Origin of the sequence: Methylomonas sp. 11b, from assembly GCF_000515215.1 — a bacterium.
In the GTDB taxonomy this organism is placed as follows: domain Bacteria; phylum Pseudomonadota; class Gammaproteobacteria; order Methylococcales; family Methylomonadaceae; genus Methylomonas.
In genome coordinates this window covers 2,018,307-2,036,172 of record NZ_KI911557.1, presented here as the reverse complement: position 1 = coordinate 2,036,172, position 17,866 = coordinate 2,018,307, and the positions used below count along the sequence as shown (strand labels likewise).

Annotated in this window: 13 protein-coding genes and 2 tRNA genes; all 15 read left to right on the top strand. The window is 50.8% G+C overall.

The annotated features are described in order from the left end of the window. Window positions 1-14: 14 nt before the first annotated feature. The 15 genes from clpX (at window position 15) to METH11B_RS30165 (ending at window position 17,784) form a co-directional block, all read left to right on the top strand. Window positions 15-1,292 (top strand): ATP-dependent Clp protease ATP-binding subunit ClpX, encoded by a 1,278-nt coding sequence (gene clpX / locus METH11B_RS0109805; RefSeq protein WP_020482927.1) that lies wholly within the window; start codon window positions 15-17, stop codon window positions 1,290-1,292. A 174-nt stretch (window positions 1,293-1,466) separates the two neighbouring features. Beyond that, entirely contained in the window at window positions 1,467-3,884 is a 2,418-nt protein-coding gene (lon, locus tag METH11B_RS0109800; RefSeq protein WP_026601893.1) for an endopeptidase La, read from the top strand. A gap of 207 nt (window positions 3,885-4,091) precedes the next feature. Beyond that, window positions 4,092-4,364, top strand: coding sequence for an HU family DNA-binding protein (locus METH11B_RS0109795; protein WP_020482925.1), 273 nt, complete (start codon window positions 4,092-4,094; stop codon window positions 4,362-4,364). Window positions 4,365-4,377: 13 nt separating this feature from the next. Then, window positions 4,378-4,453, top strand: a tRNA-Val gene (locus tag METH11B_RS0109790). A gap of 6 nt (window positions 4,454-4,459) precedes the next feature. Continuing rightward, window positions 4,460-4,536 (top strand) — tRNA-Asp (locus tag METH11B_RS0109785). Window positions 4,537-4,634: 98 nt separating this feature from the next. After that, the gene (locus METH11B_RS0109780) at window positions 4,635-6,503 is read left to right on the top strand and encodes a SurA N-terminal domain-containing protein (protein WP_036275772.1); all 1,869 of its coding nucleotides are present in this window, start codon (window positions 4,635-4,637) and stop codon (window positions 6,501-6,503) included. A 360-nt stretch (window positions 6,504-6,863) separates the two neighbouring features. Next, on the top strand, window positions 6,864-8,054 hold the full coding sequence (fabV, locus tag METH11B_RS0109775; protein ID WP_036275769.1) for an enoyl-ACP reductase FabV: 1,191 nt from the start codon (window positions 6,864-6,866) through the stop codon (window positions 8,052-8,054). 157 nt (window positions 8,055-8,211) lie between these two features. Continuing rightward, window positions 8,212-10,068, top strand: coding sequence for a peptide-binding protein (locus METH11B_RS0109770; RefSeq protein WP_026601890.1), 1,857 nt, complete (start codon window positions 8,212-8,214; stop codon window positions 10,066-10,068). A gap of 15 nt (window positions 10,069-10,083) precedes the next feature. Then, window positions 10,084-11,160 (top strand): ABC transporter permease, encoded by a 1,077-nt coding sequence (locus METH11B_RS0109765; RefSeq protein WP_026601889.1) that lies wholly within the window; start codon window positions 10,084-10,086, stop codon window positions 11,158-11,160. Further along, the gene (locus METH11B_RS0109760) at window positions 11,153-12,334 is read left to right on the top strand and encodes an ABC transporter permease (protein ID WP_026601888.1); all 1,182 of its coding nucleotides are present in this window, start codon (window positions 11,153-11,155) and stop codon (window positions 12,332-12,334) included. Before METH11B_RS0109765 ends, METH11B_RS0109760 begins: the two co-directional genes overlap by 8 nt. Next, a complete protein-coding gene (locus METH11B_RS0109755; RefSeq protein WP_026601887.1) occupies window positions 12,331-14,304 on the top strand; it encodes an ABC transporter ATP-binding protein in 1,974 nt (657 codons plus the stop codon). The genes METH11B_RS0109760 and METH11B_RS0109755 overlap by 4 nt, the downstream gene beginning before the upstream one ends. 33 nt (window positions 14,305-14,337) lie before the next feature. Next, window positions 14,338-14,817 (top strand): hypothetical protein, encoded by a 480-nt coding sequence (locus tag METH11B_RS0109750; RefSeq protein WP_026601886.1) that lies wholly within the window; start codon window positions 14,338-14,340, stop codon window positions 14,815-14,817. Between the two features lie 445 nt (window positions 14,818-15,262). Further along, window positions 15,263-15,586 (top strand): hypothetical protein, encoded by a 324-nt coding sequence (locus tag METH11B_RS0109745; protein ID WP_026601885.1) that lies wholly within the window; start codon window positions 15,263-15,265, stop codon window positions 15,584-15,586. A 594-nt stretch (window positions 15,587-16,180) separates the two neighbouring features. Continuing rightward, window positions 16,181-16,504, top strand: a complete 324-nt coding sequence (locus METH11B_RS0109735) for a hypothetical protein (protein WP_026601883.1) — start codon at window positions 16,181-16,183, stop codon at window positions 16,502-16,504. 1,091 nt (window positions 16,505-17,595) lie between these two features. Then, on the top strand, window positions 17,596-17,784 hold the full coding sequence (locus METH11B_RS30165) for a transposase (RefSeq protein ID WP_081733784.1): 189 nt from the start codon (window positions 17,596-17,598) through the stop codon (window positions 17,782-17,784). The last annotated feature ends 82 nt before the right edge of the window (window positions 17,785-17,866 follow it).

The following is a 17,866-nucleotide window of genomic DNA, read 5'->3' as shown; positions in this document are numbered from 1 at the left end:
GGTGGAGTCTGTCTATGAGTAGAGACAAGAAAGGTAAAGACGATGAAAAACTTCTTTACTGTTCTTTTTGCGGTAAAAGTCAAAATGAAGTCAGGAAACTGATTGCAGGTCCATCCGTTTATGTTTGCGACGAATGTGTGGAATTGTGCAACGACATTATCAGAGATGAGTTGCTGGAAGATGAAATGTCCGTGGCCGGCGGTGCGCTGCCTAAGCCGAAGGAAATCAAGCAAGAGTTGGATGGTTATGTTATCGGTCAGGAAAATGCCAAAAAAATTCTGGCCGTAGCTGTGTACAATCATTACAAGCGCTTGCGCAGCAACAGCAAAAAGAACGAAGTCGAGTTGGCGAAAAGCAATATCTTGCTGATCGGGCCTACCGGTTCCGGTAAAACCTTGTTAGCGGAAACATTGGCTAGATTGCTGGATGTGCCTTTCACCATAGCAGACGCCACCACACTGACCGAGGCCGGTTATGTCGGTGAAGATGTTGAAAACATCATTTTGAAGATTCTGCAAAAGTGCGATTACGATGTGGAAAAAGCGGAGACAGGTATCGTTTATATCGACGAAATCGATAAAATCTCCCGCAAATCCGATAATCCGTCCATTACTCGCGACGTGTCCGGAGAAGGTGTGCAGCAGGCCTTGCTGAAGCTTATCGAAGGCACTGTTGCTTCTGTCCCGCCGCAAGGCGGTCGCAAGCACCCACAGCAGGATTTTTTGCAGGTTAATACTGCGAATATCTTGTTTATCGTCGGGGGAGCCTTTGCTGGTTTGGATAAGGTGATTAAACATCGCACCGAGAAGGGCGGCATCGGTTTTTCTGCGGAAGTTAAAACCAAAGACGACAAACGTAATGTCGGCGAGATCTTTGCCGATGTGCGTTCCGAGGATTTGATTAAATACGGATTGATTCCGGAGTTTGTCGGTCGTCTGCCGGTTATCGCCACGCTGGACGAGTTGGATGAAGCGGCGTTGATTCAAATTTTGACACAGCCCAAAAATGCTTTGATCAAGCAGTACAAGCATTTGTTTGAAATGGAAGGTGCGGAGCTGGAGTTTAGGGATGATTCGTTGGCGGCGATTGCCCGCAAATCCATGGAACGAAAAACCGGTGCCAGAGGTTTGCGTACGATAGTCGAGAACGTGTTGTTGGATACCATGTACGAATTGCCGTCCAACGATAAAATATCGAAAGTCGTGATTGATGAGAACGTCATTTTAGGTAATTCTGAGCCCATTTTGGTTTACGAAGCTGAGCAAAAGCTGGTGGCTTCCGACGCTTCTTAAGTATGGGGCTTTGAGGTATCCTCGCGTTCTCGCGGAGAAATAATCAAATTGAAGGGGGCTTTTTCAATAAAGCCCCCTTTTTTTTGCCTGAAATTAAAGATACTTGTTTTCTGGGAGTTCATCCTCATATAGGATGACATCCAATGTTTTGAGCTGCTCAAGGGAGCAAATGAAATGACCGAGTTAAAAACCAAAGATGAATTAATTCCTGTCTTGCCGTTACGGGACGTGGTGGTCTATCCGCATATGGTGATTCCATTGTTTGTCGGTAGAGGCATGTCGATTGATGCCCTTGATGCCGCCATAAAACAAGACAAGCAAGTGTTGTTGATTGCCCAGAAGCAGGCCGATGTCGATGAACCGGGTTTTGATGACTTATACAGGGTCGGGACCTTGGCCAACATCCTGCAATTATTGAAACTGCCGGACGGTACTGTGAAAGTGTTGGTTGAAGGCAGTCAGCGTTGCTCCGTAACAAAATACCAAGAAGTTGATAATTATTGCGCGGCCAGCGTGGTCGAGTTGAGCGACGAATTAAATATCTCCGAACAGGAAGCGGAAGTTTTGCAGCGAACCGCGATTAACTCGTTCGATCAGTATGTAAAATTGAATAATAAAATTCCGCCTGAAGTGCTTAATTCACTAGCGGGTATCGACGACCCAAGCCGCTTAGCCGACACCATGGCCGCACATATGGCCCTGAAGGTTGAAGAAAAACAGCTGATGCTGGAAATGGTCGATGTCGCCAAACGGCTGGAAAATTTGATGACGTTGATGGAAGGCGAAGTCGATATTCTGGAGATGGAAAAGAAAATTCGCGGCCGCGTTAAAAAGCAGATGGAAAAAAATCAGCGCGAATACTATTTGAATGAGCAAATGAAGGCTATTCAAAAAGAGCTGGGCGAGATGGACGAAGCCAGCAACGAGATTGAAGAACTGGAGCGAAAAATTGCCGCTGCCGGTATGTCCGCCGAAGCCAAAACCAAAGCTACGGCCGAGCTGAATAAGTTGAAAATGATGTCACCGATGTCGGCGGAAGCGACAGTGGTGCGCAATTATATTGATTGGATGGTCAATGTGCCTTGGAAAAAGAAAACCAAGGTTAGGCACGATTTAAAAGTTGCCGAAGAGGTGTTGGAAGCCGAACATTACGGGCTGGACAAGGTAAAAGAGCGGATACTCGAATACCTTGCCGTTCAACAACGCGTTAAAGCGTTGAAAGGGCCTATTCTGTGTTTGGTCGGTCCTCCGGGGGTTGGTAAAACCTCTCTTGGCCAGTCGATTGCACGGGCTACCAACCGCAAGTACGTACGGATGGCTTTAGGCGGGGTTAGAGATGAAGCGGAAATTCGCGGGCATAGGCGTACCTATATCGGCTCTATGCCCGGTAAAATCCTGCAAAATCTGTCGAAAATCAAAACCCGTAACCCCATGTTCTTGCTGGACGAGATCGACAAAATGGCTGCGGATTTTCGCGGTGATCCCGCTTCTGCGCTGTTGGAAGTGCTGGATCCCGAGCAAAACCATACCTTCTCCGATCATTATTTAGAAGTCGATTTCGATTTGTCCGATGTCATGTTCGTAGCTACCGCGAATACCATGAATATCCCGCCTGCCTTGATGGACAGGATGGAAATTATTCGTTTGGCCGGATATACCGAAGATGAAAAAATTAATATCGCCATGCGTTTCTTAATTCCGAAACAGATTAAAAACAACGGTTTGGCGGAATCGGAAATTAATATCTCCGAAGCAGCGGTTAAGGATATTGTCAGATACTACACACGTGAAGCGGGTGTGCGCGGACTGGAGCGGGAAATCTCGAAAATTTGCCGGAAAGTCGTGAAAGATCTGTTGTTGAAGTCCCGTAAAAGCCGCATCGCTGTTACGGAAAAAACTTTGGATAAATATCTGGGTGTCAGGCGGTTTAGTTATGGTATCGCCGAGGACAATGATCAAATTGGTCAAGTGACAGGTTTGGCATGGACCGAAGTCGGTGGTGAGTTGCTGACGATAGAAACCGCGGTAATGCCGGGTAAGGGCAAGCAGCTAGCGACAGGTAAGCTGGGTGACGTGATGAAAGAGTCTATCGAGGCTGCCGTTACGGTAGTCAGGAGTCGTGCCAATATCTTGGGTATCGACAGCGATGTGTTTCAGAAAAATGACATTCACATTCATGTACCGGAAGGCGCGACACCAAAAGATGGGCCTAGTGCCGGTATTGGCATGTGTACCGCGATTATTTCCGCGCTGACCAAAATTCCGGTACGGGCTGATGTGGCGATGACCGGTGAGATCACCCTGCGCGGTGAAGTGTTGCCGATTGGCGGACTGAAAGAAAAGCTGCTGGCGGCGCATCGCGGCGGCATTGCGACAGTGGTGATTCCGGCGGAAAACGAAAAGGATCTCGCCGAGATCCCCGAAAACATCAAACGCAATTTGGCGATTAAGTGTGTCCGTTGGATAGATGAAGTGTTGGAGTTAGCTCTACAGCATATGCCGACCCCAATTGCAGCGATTCCAGTGGCTGAAATAACTGAAACTGCCGCCAGTAAGGCAGAGGTAAAAAAGCCGGGTGTTGTTGCCCATTAAAAGTCGAGTCGGGTCGGCGGAAACCATCAGTGTCGTGGCTTCCGCGGACTTCAGTGCTTGACATCGCTTGCAGGCGATTGATATAAATGTCGGCCTCTCGCACCAGGAGAGGCTGTAAATCGGGTTGGTGGAAAACCGGTTAGCGGGCAAATTCAAACATTTGTTTGCTGAGCATAATTAATACAACGACATCCTAAGGGGAAATAAATGAATAAATCGGAACTTATCGATGCAATCGCCAGTGCGTCCCAGTTAACTAAAGCTGATGCAGGTCGTGCTTTAGATGGTTTTATCAAAGCAGTAGAAGATGCTTTAAAACAAGGCGATTCCGTTGCCTTGGTTGGCTTCGGCACATTCGATGTTAAAGAAAGAGCAGAGCGTAAAGGCCGCAATCCGCAAACCGGTGAAGAGATTACTATTAAAGCCGCGAAAATTCCTTCATTTAAAGCTGGCAAATCTTTAAAAGATGCTGTAAACTAGCCGCTCTTTAGTCGGGTGCTTAGCTCAGCTGGGAGAGCATCGCCCTTACAAGGCGAGGGTCGGGGGTTCGAACCCCTCAGCACCCACCAGACTTTGGAGCGGTAGTTCAGTTGGTTAGAATACCGGCCTGTCACGCCGGGGGTCGCGGGTTCGAGCCCCGTCCGCTCCGCCAAAACAGAAACCTCGGGCCGTATGGTCCGAGGTTTTTTTTTGCCTGTTAATTTTATGGCCTGAAGCATTCGGGTTTAATACTGTTTAAGGACAGCGTTTATGCTTTTAGAGATTAGAGAAAAGGTGCATGGTCTGTTTGCATCGATCATATTGATTTTGATTTGTGTGCTTTTCGGATTGTGGGGCATCCAAAACTATCTTGGCGGCGGTAAAGAAGCGCCAGTGGTGTCTGTCGGAGATAAGGAGTTTTTTCAGCGCGATGTCAGTCAGGCCTATCAGCAATACGCTCAAAATCTGGCAGGGATGAAGTTCGACGAAGAGACGATAAAAAAGCAGGCTTTGCAAAAGCTGGTTCGCGACGAGGTGTTGTTGCAATACGTTCAGGATCAAAACCTGTTGGTTAGCGATGAGACGGCAAGAGATTTCATTCAAACCCTGGAGTATTTCCAAAAAGACGGTAAATTCGATAAGACTCAATACCAAACCATGCTCGGTTCACAGGGTATGTCTTCCGCCGAGTTCGTCAATCGCATCAAAAAAGCCTTGGTTATGGAGCAGTTTCAACGCGCCGTGGTGGATAGCAGCTTCGTGACGCCGGCGGAAATCAATAACTTCTTTAAAATCCAGAACCAAACCCGCGATGTCGAATATGTGACCGTACCGTTAACCCCGGTCAGTCAACAGCCTGGCGAAGAAGAAATTACCGCTTATTACCAGCAGCATCAGGATGCTTATCAGACTCCCGAGCAGGTGGCTATCGAATACGTGGAATTATCGTTGGATAAACTGGCCGCGGAGATTAAACCTAGCGAAGAGCAGTTAAAAGCTTATTACGAAGAACAAAAAGTCCAATTCACCACGAAAGAGCGTAGAAAAATCAGCCATATTCTGTTCGCGTTCAGCAAGGATAAAACGGCTGATGAGCTTGCTTTGCAAAAAGCCCTGAAGGCGAAACAAGATCTGAAAAACAAGGATTTTGCCGCCCTGGCCGCCGAAGTGTCCGACGATAAACTAACCGCGAAAAATGGCGGCGACCTAGGTTTATTCAATGTCGGGGTGATGGAAAAAGCCTTTGAAGATGCCGCTAGCAGTTTAAAACTTGGCGAAGTCTCCGAACCCGTTAAATCGGCTTTTGGTTATCATTTGATTAAAGTCACCGAGTTGATACCGGGTGACGTGAAGCCATACGAAGCGGTAAAAGCAGAAGTCAGCAAGGCTTATCAAAAAGCGCAGGCCGAAGCCAAATTTAACACCTTGGCCGAGAAAGTTGCGGAAGTTAGTTACGAAAATCCTGATAGTTTGGCGGCGGTTGCGCAATTGTTGGGTGGTGCGACCAGCAAGACCGAAGCCTTCACTCGCGCGGCGGGTGAAGGTATCGCTACCGACGAGAAAGTTCGGGCGGCTGCGTTTTCCGAAGATGTGTTAAAAGGCAGCAACAGCGAACCGCTGGAAATTGGCGGTGACAAAGTCGTGGTGTTGCGGATGTTATCGCATCAACCGGCCGCCAGCAGGGACCTCAGGGATGTTAAGGCACAGGTCATTGCCGCGATTCAGCAAGATAAAGCAAAACAACAGGCCATCGCCACTGCCGATAAAATTAAGCAGGAATTGGCTGGCGGTAAAACGCTTGTGCAAATTGCCGAAGCGCTGCATTTGCAAACCAAAAAAATCAATGGCTTGACGCGTACTGCTAGTGATTTGCCGGCGGCCGTCACTCAGGAGATTTTTAGAACTGCCAAACCTAAGGCAGGTCAGCCTAGCGTTGCCGTAATCGATGAAGCTAAGGGCGGTAAATTGGTGGTTAGCGTCAACAGCGTTAACGAAGGCGTAATGTCGGACAGCGACAAGAGCAAACAAGCCTTGATTGCCAAAAACATCTCTACGGCCTTCGGTAAGGCGCAGATGGAAGCGGTATTGAATGCGTTGCAGACTAAAGCCGAGATCGTTATCAATACGCAAAAACAGTAAACCGTAATACGGACCGACAAAAAGGGAGCTTCAAGCTCCCTTTTTTTTGCTTGTTTAAGCGGTTAGTTGATTACCTCAGGTGATTTTGTTACTGATTTTAGGTAGGGTTCCTGAGACGTCCCGCTATTACCGTTGCCCCATGCGGCAATAGCTAGCAGCGTCCAACCTGGATTGGCTTTTAGGCTGACGTTTATTAACATAGCCGCAGAAAGCCGAATACGGTGGTTTTTCGATCCGGAACGTATCGATATTATTTTCCTGTTCGGTCAACTCATGGGATAAACTTTAAAATCTATAACTAAAAAAGCTTGCTGAAGCAGCTCCCGTCTCAATTTTTATTAGCTCGATGTAAGGAACAACATGATTATCAAACCTCGCGTACGCGGATTTATGTGCGTCACCACCCATCCAGTCGGCTGCGAAGCCAATGTCAAACAGCAGATCGACTACGTCAAAAGTTTCGGAGCTATCGCCAACGGCCCGAAAAATGTGTTGATTCTGGGCGCTTCCACCGGCTACGGTTTGGCTTCGCGTATTGTCTCGGCTTTCGGTTCAGGCGCGAAAACCCTGGGGGTGTTTTTTGAGCGCGAAGGGACTGCCGATAAGCCAGGCACCCCCGGTTGGTACAATTCAGCAGCATTTCATAAATTTGCCGAAGCGGAAGGCCTGTACGCCAAAAGCATCAACGGCGATGCGTTTTCCGACGAGATCAAACAAAAAACCATAGCCGCCATCAAACAAGATTTGGGCAAAGTCGATCTGGTGATTTACAGCTTGGCCGCGCCGCGTCGTACCCATCCAAAGACTGGCGTTACTCACAACTCCACACTCAAACCGATCGGCAAAGATTTGGTACAAAACGGTATCGATACCGATAAAGAAGTCATCAAATCCTTCACCTTGCCAGCTGCTACCCAAGAAGAAATCGATAACACCGTCGCGGTGATGGGCGGTGAAGACTGGCAAATGTGGATCGATGCCTTGGAGGATGCCGGCGTCTTGGCGGAAGGTGCTAAAACCACCGCATATACCTATCTGGGCGAAAAAATTACTTGGGATATTTATTGGGACGGCACCATCGGCGCAGCCAAAAAAGATTTGGACAAACGTGTCATCGATATCCGCAGCAAATTAGCTACTTTGGGTGGCGACGCTAGGGTGTCGGTACTAAAAGCCGTGGTTACCCAAGCCAGTGCGGCGATTCCGGTCATGCCCTTATATCTGGCCTTGCTATTCAAAACCATGAAGGCAGAGGGAACCCACGAAGGTTGTATTGAACAGGTCAACGGCTTGTTCCGCGACAGTCTTTACGGTGCCCATCCCAGCTTGGACGATACCGGTCGCCTACGCGCCGATTTGAAAGAATTGCAGCCGCAAGTGCAAGACAAAGTCAACGCTTTGTGGGAACAAATCAACAATGACAATATCAACGAATTGAGCGATTTTGCCGGTTACAAACACGAGTTCCTGAAGTTGTTCGGTTTCGAGGTAGACGGCGTCGATTACGACGCCGATGTCAATCCCGAGGCACCTATCGCCAATTTGCTGTAAAGATATACCCCGGTGGCTAGCGCGGCAGCGAGTCACCGGGTTAAAAAGTATGGACACCTGACGCTTTTGCTTACGGTCAGAACTACTTCGGATAGTTCTGACCGTAAGCAAAAGCGTCGCTCAAGTTTCTGTTTAATTTCTGCGAAACACTGGAAACATGCAAACACAATCAACTACCCGAGACTGGATTCTCTACGCGCTACTCAGTTTGACCATTGTGCTGATCGTGTTGGCGATGTATCAAATCGACCGGCAATGGCTGAAATTGAGCGAAATGCAAGCCGCGCTGTCCGAGCAAGCCAAGGATGTGCGCGAACTGCGCGGGGCGATTGCTTCCGGAGCGATTGCCGCCGCCAACCCTTCCGTGAACGCCACCGCGAGCGGTGATGTCGCCCAGGCCTTTCAACGCGCGCATGCTGCGAGTCGTATGCCGGATTACGCCCAGGGTGACTGGAGCGTGGAAGCCTTCGGCACCAATCTCAAGACCATCACGCCGCTGGTGTCCAGTGATGCGTATGCCTCCAATGTGCAAAGTTATGTGCTGGAGAGTCTGATTACCCGTAATCCAGACACCTTGGAATGGGAAGGTTTGGTGGCTAAGGACTGGACCATCAGCGAAGACGGCTTGGTGATTAGCTTCCGGATGCGCGAGGACGTCAGTTTCTCGGACGGTCAACCGCTGACTGCCGACGACGTGGTATTCAGTTTCAATTTCATCATGACCGACGCCATCCAGGCGCCGCGCGAACGCGCCTATCTGGAAAAGATCAAAAGCGTCACAGCCAACGGCAAGTACGAAGTGGTATTTACCTTCAAAGAGCCGTACTTCGAAGCGCTGTCCTTGGCCGGTGGCATCGGCATCATGCCCAAGCATTTTTACGAACCGTATTTAAAAGAGCCGCAAAAATTCAACGAATCCAAAGGTTTGTTATTGGGTAGCGGTCCTTATCGATTAAACGATCCGAAAAACTGGACGCCGGACAAAGGCAATATCGAACTGGTGCGTAACGAGCGTTACTGGGGCGACGTGCAACCGTCTTACCATCGCATTCTCTGGAAAATCATTCAAAACGATAGCGCGCGCTTAACCACCTTTCGCAATGGCGACATCGATTCTTATTCGGCGCGTCCGGTCGAATACCAAGAGCTGAAAAAAGACCCGCAAATCCAGGCCAAGAGCCAAAACTTCGAGTACATGCCACCGGTCGTCGGCTATAGCTACATCGGCTGGAACCAGGAACGCGGCGGCAAGCCAACCCGTTTTGCCGACAAGCGCGTGCGCCAGGCCATGACCTATCTCACCGACGTCAGCCGGGTGATTAAAGATGTGATGTTGGATTACGCCGAGCCGGCGGTCAGTCCGTTCAGTAAAACCAGCAAACAGCATGACGCGGCCTTACAGCCGTATCAAGCCGATTTGGATAAAGCCAAAGCCTTGCTAAAAGATGCCGGCTATCAGGATAAAAATGGTGACGGCGTATTGGAAGATAAGGCCGGTGCACCCTTTGAATTTCAACTGACCTACTTTCAAGCCAACGAAGACACCAAACGCATGGTGCTTTTATTGAAAGATCTCTACGCCCGCGCCGGCGTCAAGCTAATTCCAACCCCGCAGGAATGGCCGGTGATGTTGGAAAATCTGGATAAAAAAGATTTCGACGCGATTACTCTGGGTTGGACCAGCGGTATCGAAACCGATTTGTACCAAATCTTCCATAGCTCGCAAGCCGTCAGCAAAGGTGATAACTACGTCAGTTACAAAAATCCTGCTTTGGATAAATTAATCGACGATGCTCGCCGCACTGTCGATGAAAGCAAACGCATGCCACTCTGGCAGCAAGCTGAACATATCCTTTACGAGGATCAGCCCTATACCTTTTTGATGCGCCGCAAGAGTCTGTTGTTTGTCGACAAGCGTGTCCACAATCTGCAAATGACCAAACTGGGATTAAACTTCGGCTCCTTGCCGCTGGAAAACTACGTGCCGCTGGCGCAGCAAAAATACAGCCAATAGGGCAAGGATTCGCCGATGCTGACCTATCTCCTGCGGCGCTTGCTGTTGATGATCCCCACCTTGTTGGGAATTACCGTGCTGGTGTTCAGCGTCATGGCCATGTCGCCGGGCGGCATCAGTGCCCAGACCTTGATCGGCGGCATGGACATGAAGCCGCAGGAAAAGCAGGCGCTACTGGATTATTACAACAAACGCTATGGCCTGGATAAACCGGCACCGGTGCAATATCTGCGCTGGCTGAATAATGTCTCACCTATCGGTTTTGTTACCGACGCCCAAGGCCAGCGCGGCGAATTTTCGTTCAGCAAGGGCATGGATTTGGGCACCAGCTTTCAATACGGTCGGCCGGTGTCGGACATTCTGGCCGAACGAATTCCGATCACCTTACTGCTAAATCTAGTCACGTTGCCGCTTACCTATATCATCGCCATCATGGTGGGCATGAAGGCGGCTACCCAACGCGGTAGTGCATTCGATGTCGGCGCGGGTATGTCGATGCTGGCATTGTGGTCGATACCCACCATGCTGGCCGGCGTGTTGCTGCTGGGTTTTTTTGCCAACATCCAGCATTTTCAATGGTTCCCCACCGCTGGCATCAGTAGTCTGGAAGCGCAAGATATGCCCTTCCTGCCGCATTGGGAGGAGGGCGGATTTGTCAGGGGTTTCTTGTTGGACAGAATCTGGCATTTGATTTTGCCGGTGATCTGTTTGTCCTACGGCGGCTTTGCCGCGCTGACCAAATTGACCCGCACCTCGATTCTGGAAAATCTGCATGCCGATTACGCCCGCACCGCGCGCGCCAAAGGTCTGGCTGAGAATGATGTGCTCTGGAAACACGTATTTCGCAACAGTTTGTTGCCCTTGATTACCGTCTCCGCTGGTTTACTGCCCAGTTTGCTGGCCGGCTCCTTGATCGTCGAAAATATTTTTAGCATCAACGGTATGGGTCAATTGGCTGTGGAAGCAGTGAAAGGCCGCGACCGCGAGTTGGTGCTATCGATTACCTGGATCAGCGGTTTTCTGACGCTGATTGGTTATTTGATCGCCGACTTCTGTTACACCCTGGCCGATCCGCGGGTGAGTTATGATTAAGCCTGTGATCAGCCGCGAATCCTTTTCTGCGCGCATTTGGCGCAAAACCCTGGCCGGCGTTGGTGTCAAGTTTGGCTTGGGCTGGGTGGCGCTGTTAGTGTTTTGCGCGGTATTTGCGCCGTTTCTGGCCAACTCCATGCCGCTGCTGATGAGTAAAGATGGCGTGATTTCCGCGCCGGTGTTGGAGTACCTCAGCGTCGAAGATGCCTGGATTTTGGCCAGTTTTTTTATCGCTTTGGCGGTTTATCGGCTTAGCCTGGCTGGTGGCAAGCAGATTTTGTTATTTTTACTGGGCAGTGCCTTGGCTGCCTTAGCGGTTAATATGTTCGTCAAACCACCGGCCTTAGTGATCTACGACGAATTCCGCAGCGCTGCTTATACGCAAGTGGACTGGAAAATCATGCCACCCATCCCCTATGCGCCGGTCGATTACTTGCGCGATTTGGGCAGCAAAGGCCTGGAAGCGCCGTTCGCCACCGAAGGCCATACCCATTGGATGGGCACGGAAGAAAACGGCGCCGACGTATTAAGCCGGATGATCCACGCCTGCCGAATTTCCTTGAGCATCGGTTTGATTGCCTCCGGTATTGCCTTGGCTATCGGGATTGTGGTCGGCGGCTTGATGGGCTATTTCTCCGGTGTTGTCGACATGTTGGGCATGCGCCTGGTGGAGATTTTCGAAGACATTCCGACGCTGTTTCTACTGCTGACTTTCGTGGCCTTCTTTGGTCGCAGTTTGTACATGATGATGGTGATCATCGGCGTCACCGGTTGGTCTGGGTATGCGCGGTACGTGCGCCAGGAATTTTTGAAATTACGCAAACAAGATTATGTGCAAGCAGCAGTCGCCAGCGGTTTACCCTTAAGCTCGATCTTGTTCCGGCATATGCTACCCAACGGCGTCGCGCCTTTATTGGTCGCGGTCAGCTTTGGGGTGGCCGGGGCGATTTTGTCGGAAGCGACCTTAAGCTTTTTGGGCTTGGGTGTGGTCGATGCGCCATCCTGGGGCGCGATGCTGGATCAAGCTGTCAAATCCTCCACGTTTAACTGGTGGATGGCGGTATTCCCCGGCGGCTCTATCTTCATGACGGTGTTTGCCTACAACCTGATCGGCGAGGCGTTTCGGGATGCGATTGACCCGCGCTTGTCGGACAAAGCCGGGGTTAAATCATGAGCCAAGCCCTATTGGAAGTGCGCAATCTGCGCACTTATTTGAGGTCCGGCGGCGGCGAAGTGCGGGCGGTAGACGACATCAGTTTCAGCATCCCCAAAGGCGAAACCTTTTGTTTGGTCGGCGAATCGGGCAGCGGCAAGTCGGTCAGCGCCTTGTCGGTGATTCGCTTATTGCCGGACGGTGTGGCTTCGCATCCCAGCGGCGAGATTTTTCTGAACGGGCAGGACTTGCTAGCCCTGGATGATCCGGGCATCCGTGCCGTGCGCGGTTTACAAATCGCCATGATTTTCCAGGAGCCGATGACCTCCTTAAATCCGGTCATGAGTATAGGCGAACAAATCACCGAGGCCCTGCAACTGCATCATGCCGATATGGACGATGCGGAAGCAACCGAACGGACCATCAGGGCCTTGGAACAGGTGCAAATCCCCAATGCCTCCAGCCGCTTTGCCGACTACCCGCACCAACTCTCCGGCGGTCAACGCCAACGGGTCATGATCGCCATGGCCCTGGCCTGCCAGCCGCAATTGCTGATTGCCGACGAACCGACCACCGCGCTGGATGTGACCGTACAAGCTGAGATTTTGCGCCTGATGCGCAAACTCCAGGACGACACCGGCATGAGCATGTTGTTCATCACCCACGATTTCGGCGTAGTGGCGCAGATGGCGCATTGGGTAGGAGTGATGCAGCAAGGCAAGCTGGTGGAAGTTGGCGCGTGTAAGTCAGTACTGCGCAACCCTCAGCATCCCTATACCCAACAATTGCTGGCTGCGGTGCCGGAAAATCTGGCCAAGCCGGGCCGGGCGGTTAGGTGTGTGAATCCGTCTGCTCCCGAAACCGCCGAATCGCCAAGCGAGGAAGATATCCCTCTGCCAGAGGAGCCCGTCGTAAAAACGGAAGCAGAACCCTCTCCCCCCGGGAGAGGGCAGGGTGAGGGGATGCAAATCGATGCTTCACCTTATTCGCCCCCTCTGTCGGATGAGTTGCTGAGTAAGAGCGATAAAAAACTGCTTTCCGTACTGGAGCGCGCCGGCTTAAGGCTACAGTCAACGCAAAACGTTTCGATGAACTCCCCTCACCCTAGCCCTCTCCCGGAGGGAGAGGGGACTACCAGCTCGGCTCGGATAGATGGGGATAGTCATAAGAGTTCCTCCCAGATAATTGTTAAGGAGGGCGAACCGCTTCTGCAAATCCGTGATTTGAAAGTCTGGTTCCCCATCAAAAAAGGTTTGTTCCGGCAAACCGTCGATTACGTCAAAGCCGTGGATGAAGTATCGCTGGATATTCCGCGCGGCGAAATCGTTGCCTTGGTAGGCGAGTCCGGCTGCGGCAAAACCACCTTGGGCCGGGCGGTGTTGCAATTGGAACTGCCGACTGCCGGCAGTATCCACATCGACGGCCAGGAACTCACCGGCCTGTCCGCGCGCGAACTCAGGCCGCTACGCCGCAAGATGCAGATTGCCTTTCAAGACCCGCAATCCTCGCTCAACCCGCGTTTGCTGGTGGAAACCACGCTAACCGAACCGATGAAAGTGCACGGCATCGGTGCCAATCAAGAACAGCGTATCGAGCTGGCCGGGCAACTGCTGGAAGACATGCAGCTCAGCCGCGAATCGCTGTGGCGCTACCCGCACGAGTTTTCCGGGGGCCAACGCCAACGCATCGGTTTGGCGCGAGCTTTGGCCTTGAATCCGGAGTTTGTGGTGTGCGATGAAATCACCAGTGCGCTGGATGTGTCGGTGCAGGCGGAAATACTGCAATTGCTGCTCGACATTCGGCGGCGGCGGAATCTGACCTTATTGTTTATCACGCATAACATTGGGGTGGTGGAGTATCTCAGTGATCGGACGGTGGTGATGTATAAGGGGAAGGTTGTAGAAGAAGGTTTGACTGCTAAGGTTTGTGGGGCGCCGGAGCATCCTTATACTCAGAGGTTGTTGTCGGCGGTGCCGAGGTTGGTGGTGTAATTGATTTATACGGAAGGGGTAAAAGTCTAAAGTATGTTGATGTTTTTTTTACCTGAAGATCAGGAGCTACTTGCTGCAATTGGAAAAGTGGCACTTCGTCATGAGCAACTTAACCATGTGCTAAAAATGACTATAAGGTCATTTGCTGAAATTACTCCCCAGGAGGTCTTGGATGCTACTCAGTATGAAGGGACTAGATCGCTAAGGGAGCGAATCAAAAAACTAGCTAAAAAACGACTGGGTGAAGGGGAGGCCTTGTTAAAGCTCCAGGCGTTATTGGTTCGTGCAGGGCGGTTAACTGATAAACGTAATGAATTGACTCACAGTGTTTGGTCTCAGGAACTTGATGGCGAAGCCTCAATACAAATAACTCCTGGAAAGCTTCACCCTATTCCAACCGTTGAAGAGTTAGAACAATTAGCTGAAGATATTAAATCGATAACCGATGAATTGATTCACGCCAGATTTGATGGGTACCTTCGACTAGCTTTGGACAATAATCCAGGGCCATAGGATGTGCTGAACAAAGTGAAGCGCATCGGTCGCGCAATCGTTCGTATCATGTTGAATTGCCACGACCTATTTTAATGTCGGGTCTCGGCCCGACAGCCGAGATACTTTTCTTTGCTTGTCCAAAGAAAAGTATCCAAAAGAAAAGACACCCGGATGCCGCTTATACCCTGCGCTCCTCGCTTTTGAACGGGGTTGCCGAAAGGGGCTTCCTGCCCCTTCGGCAACGCGCCGCATCCTTGCGGCGTCCCTACCGGGCTGCTCACTCGGTACATCCCTGTACCTCGCCCTCACGGGTGCTGCGCATGCAAATCGGCTATCCTGCCGATTTGTCCGTTCAAAAGCTCCGGTGCTCGGCGCGGCATACGGGGAGAAAACCATCCCGGTTTCACGGTAGGCCTAGGGGGGGGGCACGGCTTACTGCCAACGAGGATTGTATGGAGTTTTTATGGCTAATTGGATAATTAGCATTATTTTGCTTATGTTGGCCGTTTGGAAGATCGATAGACTTCTGCGATACCGAAATCATGATTTGTTTCTTAAAGAGGTTGGTGGGGACTGGATCGACCGAGGAAGATTGGCGGAAGCTGTCAGGGCCTTCCTTCGTATTGAAATTTTGTTCTTTTCTTCGTTGCCGATAATTCCAGCCATTACATATATTGAATTTTTAAAACCGTATCTTTGGTATGTTTTTACAGTGATTTTTGGGCCTATTTTTGTTGCACATTTGTGGTGGTTGTTCTACTACTCGGCCAGGAGACCCAAAGCGTGATTTAGGCCCATAGGATGTGCTGAACAAAGTGAAGCGCATCGGTCGCGTGATTGTTCGCATCGTGCTGAATTACCACGACCTATTTTAATGTCGGGTCTCGGCCCGACAGCCGAGATACTTTCGCTACGAAATCCATCCGTGGTTTTCGCCCTTCGGGCCAGCCTATCGGCTGTTCAAATTCGCTCCCGGCGAATTTGTGCTTGTCCAAAGAAAAGTATCCAAAGACAAATCCGCTGGGAGCGGATTTGGACGCCATAGGCGCACGAAGTGCGAGCGCCCGGATGGCGCGAGTCAGCAGGCCACCCGGATGCCGCTTATTCCCTGCGCTCCTCGCTTTTGAACGGGGTCGCCGAAAGGGGCTTCCTGCCCCTTCGGCAACGCGCCGCATCCCTGCGGCGCCCCTTCGGGCTGCTCACTCGGTACATCCATAACCTCGCCCTTCGGGTGCTGCGCATGCAAATCGGCTTTCCTGCCGATTTGTCCGTTCAAAAGCTCCGGCGCTCGGCGCGGCATACGGGGAGAAAACCATCCCGGTTTCACTATAGGCCTGGGGTGGGCACGGCTTTCTGCCAACGATGATTGTATGGAGTTTTTATGCCTAATTGGATAATTAGCATCATTATGCTCATGTTGGCCATTTGGAAGATCGATAGGCTTCTGCGATACCGAAATCACGACTTGTTTCTTAAAGAAGTTGGAGGGGATTGGCTTGACCGAAGTAGATTGGCAGAAGCTGTCAGGGTCTTCCTTCGTATTGAAATTTTGTTCTTTTCTTCGTTGCCGATAATTCCAGCCGTTACATATATTGAATTTTTAAAACCGTATCTTTGGTATGTTTTTGCTGTGATTTTTGGGCCTATTTTTGTTGCACATTTGTGGTGGTTGTTCTACTACTCGGCCAGGAGACCTAAAGCGTGATTTAGCCCATAGGATGTGCTGAACAAAGTGAAGCGCATCGATCGCGTGATCGTACGCATAGTGTTGAATTGCCACGACCTATTTTAATGTCGGGTCTCGGCCCGACAGCCGAGATACTTTCGCTACGAAAACCATCCGTGGTTTTCGCCCTTCGGGCCAGCCTATCGGCTGTTCAAATTCGCTCCAGGCGAATTTGTGCTTGTCCAAAGAAAAGTATCCAAAGACAAATCCGCCGGGAGCGGATTTGGACGCCATAGGCGCACGAAGTGCGAGCGCCCGGATGGCGCGAGTCAGCAGGCCACCCGGATGCCTTATTCCCTGCGCTCCTCGCTTTTGAACGGGGTTGCCGAAAGGGGCTTCCTGCCCCTTCGGCAACGCGCCGCATTCCTGCAGCGCCCCTAACGGGCTGCTCACTCGGTACATCCATGTACCTCGCCCTTCGGGTAATGCGCATGCAAATCAGCTATCCTGCCGATTTGTCCGTTCAAAAGCTCCGGTGCTCGGCGCAGCATACGGAATGTTACGGAGCAACAAGAGGTGAAGCCAAAAGCCATCGGTGAACGGCGGCGGAAGTGGTGGAGAACCGGAGTCAGCAGTTTAGCGGACCAGCCGCGCTGTCGCCTGCTGAGCAAATTGACCCATGAGTATCGCCAACTACCCAAGGAATGGCTTGAAGCGGAGACGTTGACCTGTCGTGCATGGGGCCGTCACCTGACAACGGCATGCGGCGTGACGATCAGCGCCAGCCTTGCGGAACGAGTTGAAACGGATGGGCTACGCCTGGAAACGCACGCGCTACAGTTAAAAAAATACCTAAAAGGCGCAAGAAGTGAGATCCCGAGCGGTTCGAAGTAAGCCCGACGCTATATTTCAGCGTTGATAAACCACACGGAAGCCGGAGACAGCGAGTTGGCCTAAGGGGATGCAGCCGGATTTGCGCCACAACCGCCGAATCGTTCTGTTTGGACGAAAAGCGGTGATGTTCATACGGTGATCGCCACGCGCGCGCAGTGGATGGATGTCGTCATAGGCAATTTACTTTCATCCGGCCGAGTCATACTGGTTAAACTGTGGCATAACATGAATACCCTTTGGTTATTTGGTTTTCTGATGGCCTTGATCGAAGGTTTCAGCAAACCCTTGGTGGTGTTTTGGATAACGCACCGATTCACAACGCCAAGAAACTGAAACCTTATTGGAATTTATTGGAGGAAAACGGCATGCGATTTTATTTTCTGCCGCCCTACAGACCAGAGCTAAACCGGATTGAATTGCTATGATATAAAATCAAATACGAATGGCTGTTTTGTAAAATATTTACTCCCAATGAGCTTGAAAACGCTATAGATGAAATTGGACATG

Bases quoted from the DNA above. Each gene is read 5' to 3' on its own strand.
- clpX (WP_020482927.1), top strand. From the start codon at position 15: ATGAGTAGAGACAAGAAAGGTAAAGACGATGAAAAACTTCTTTACTGT.
- lon (WP_026601893.1), top strand. From the start codon at position 1,467: ATGACCGAGTTAAAAACCAAAGATGAATTAATTCCTGTCTTGCCGTTA.
- METH11B_RS0109795 (WP_020482925.1), top strand. From the start codon at position 4,092: ATGAATAAATCGGAACTTATCGATGCAATCGCCAGTGCGTCCCAGTTA.
- METH11B_RS0109780 (WP_036275772.1), top strand. From the start codon at position 4,635: ATGCTTTTAGAGATTAGAGAAAAGGTGCATGGTCTGTTTGCATCGATC.
- fabV (WP_036275769.1), top strand. From the start codon at position 6,864: ATGATTATCAAACCTCGCGTACGCGGATTTATGTGCGTCACCACCCAT.
- METH11B_RS0109770 (WP_026601890.1), top strand. From the start codon at position 8,212: ATGCAAACACAATCAACTACCCGAGACTGGATTCTCTACGCGCTACTC.
- METH11B_RS0109765 (WP_026601889.1), top strand. From the start codon at position 10,084: ATGCTGACCTATCTCCTGCGGCGCTTGCTGTTGATGATCCCCACCTTG.
- METH11B_RS0109760 (WP_026601888.1), top strand. From the start codon at position 11,153: ATGATTAAGCCTGTGATCAGCCGCGAATCCTTTTCTGCGCGCATTTGG.
- METH11B_RS0109755 (WP_026601887.1), top strand. From the start codon at position 12,331: ATGAGCCAAGCCCTATTGGAAGTGCGCAATCTGCGCACTTATTTGAGG.
- METH11B_RS0109750 (WP_026601886.1), top strand. From the start codon at position 14,338: ATGTTGATGTTTTTTTTACCTGAAGATCAGGAGCTACTTGCTGCAATT.
- METH11B_RS0109745 (WP_026601885.1), top strand. From the start codon at position 15,263: ATGGCTAATTGGATAATTAGCATTATTTTGCTTATGTTGGCCGTTTGG.
- METH11B_RS0109735 (WP_026601883.1), top strand. From the start codon at position 16,181: ATGCCTAATTGGATAATTAGCATCATTATGCTCATGTTGGCCATTTGG.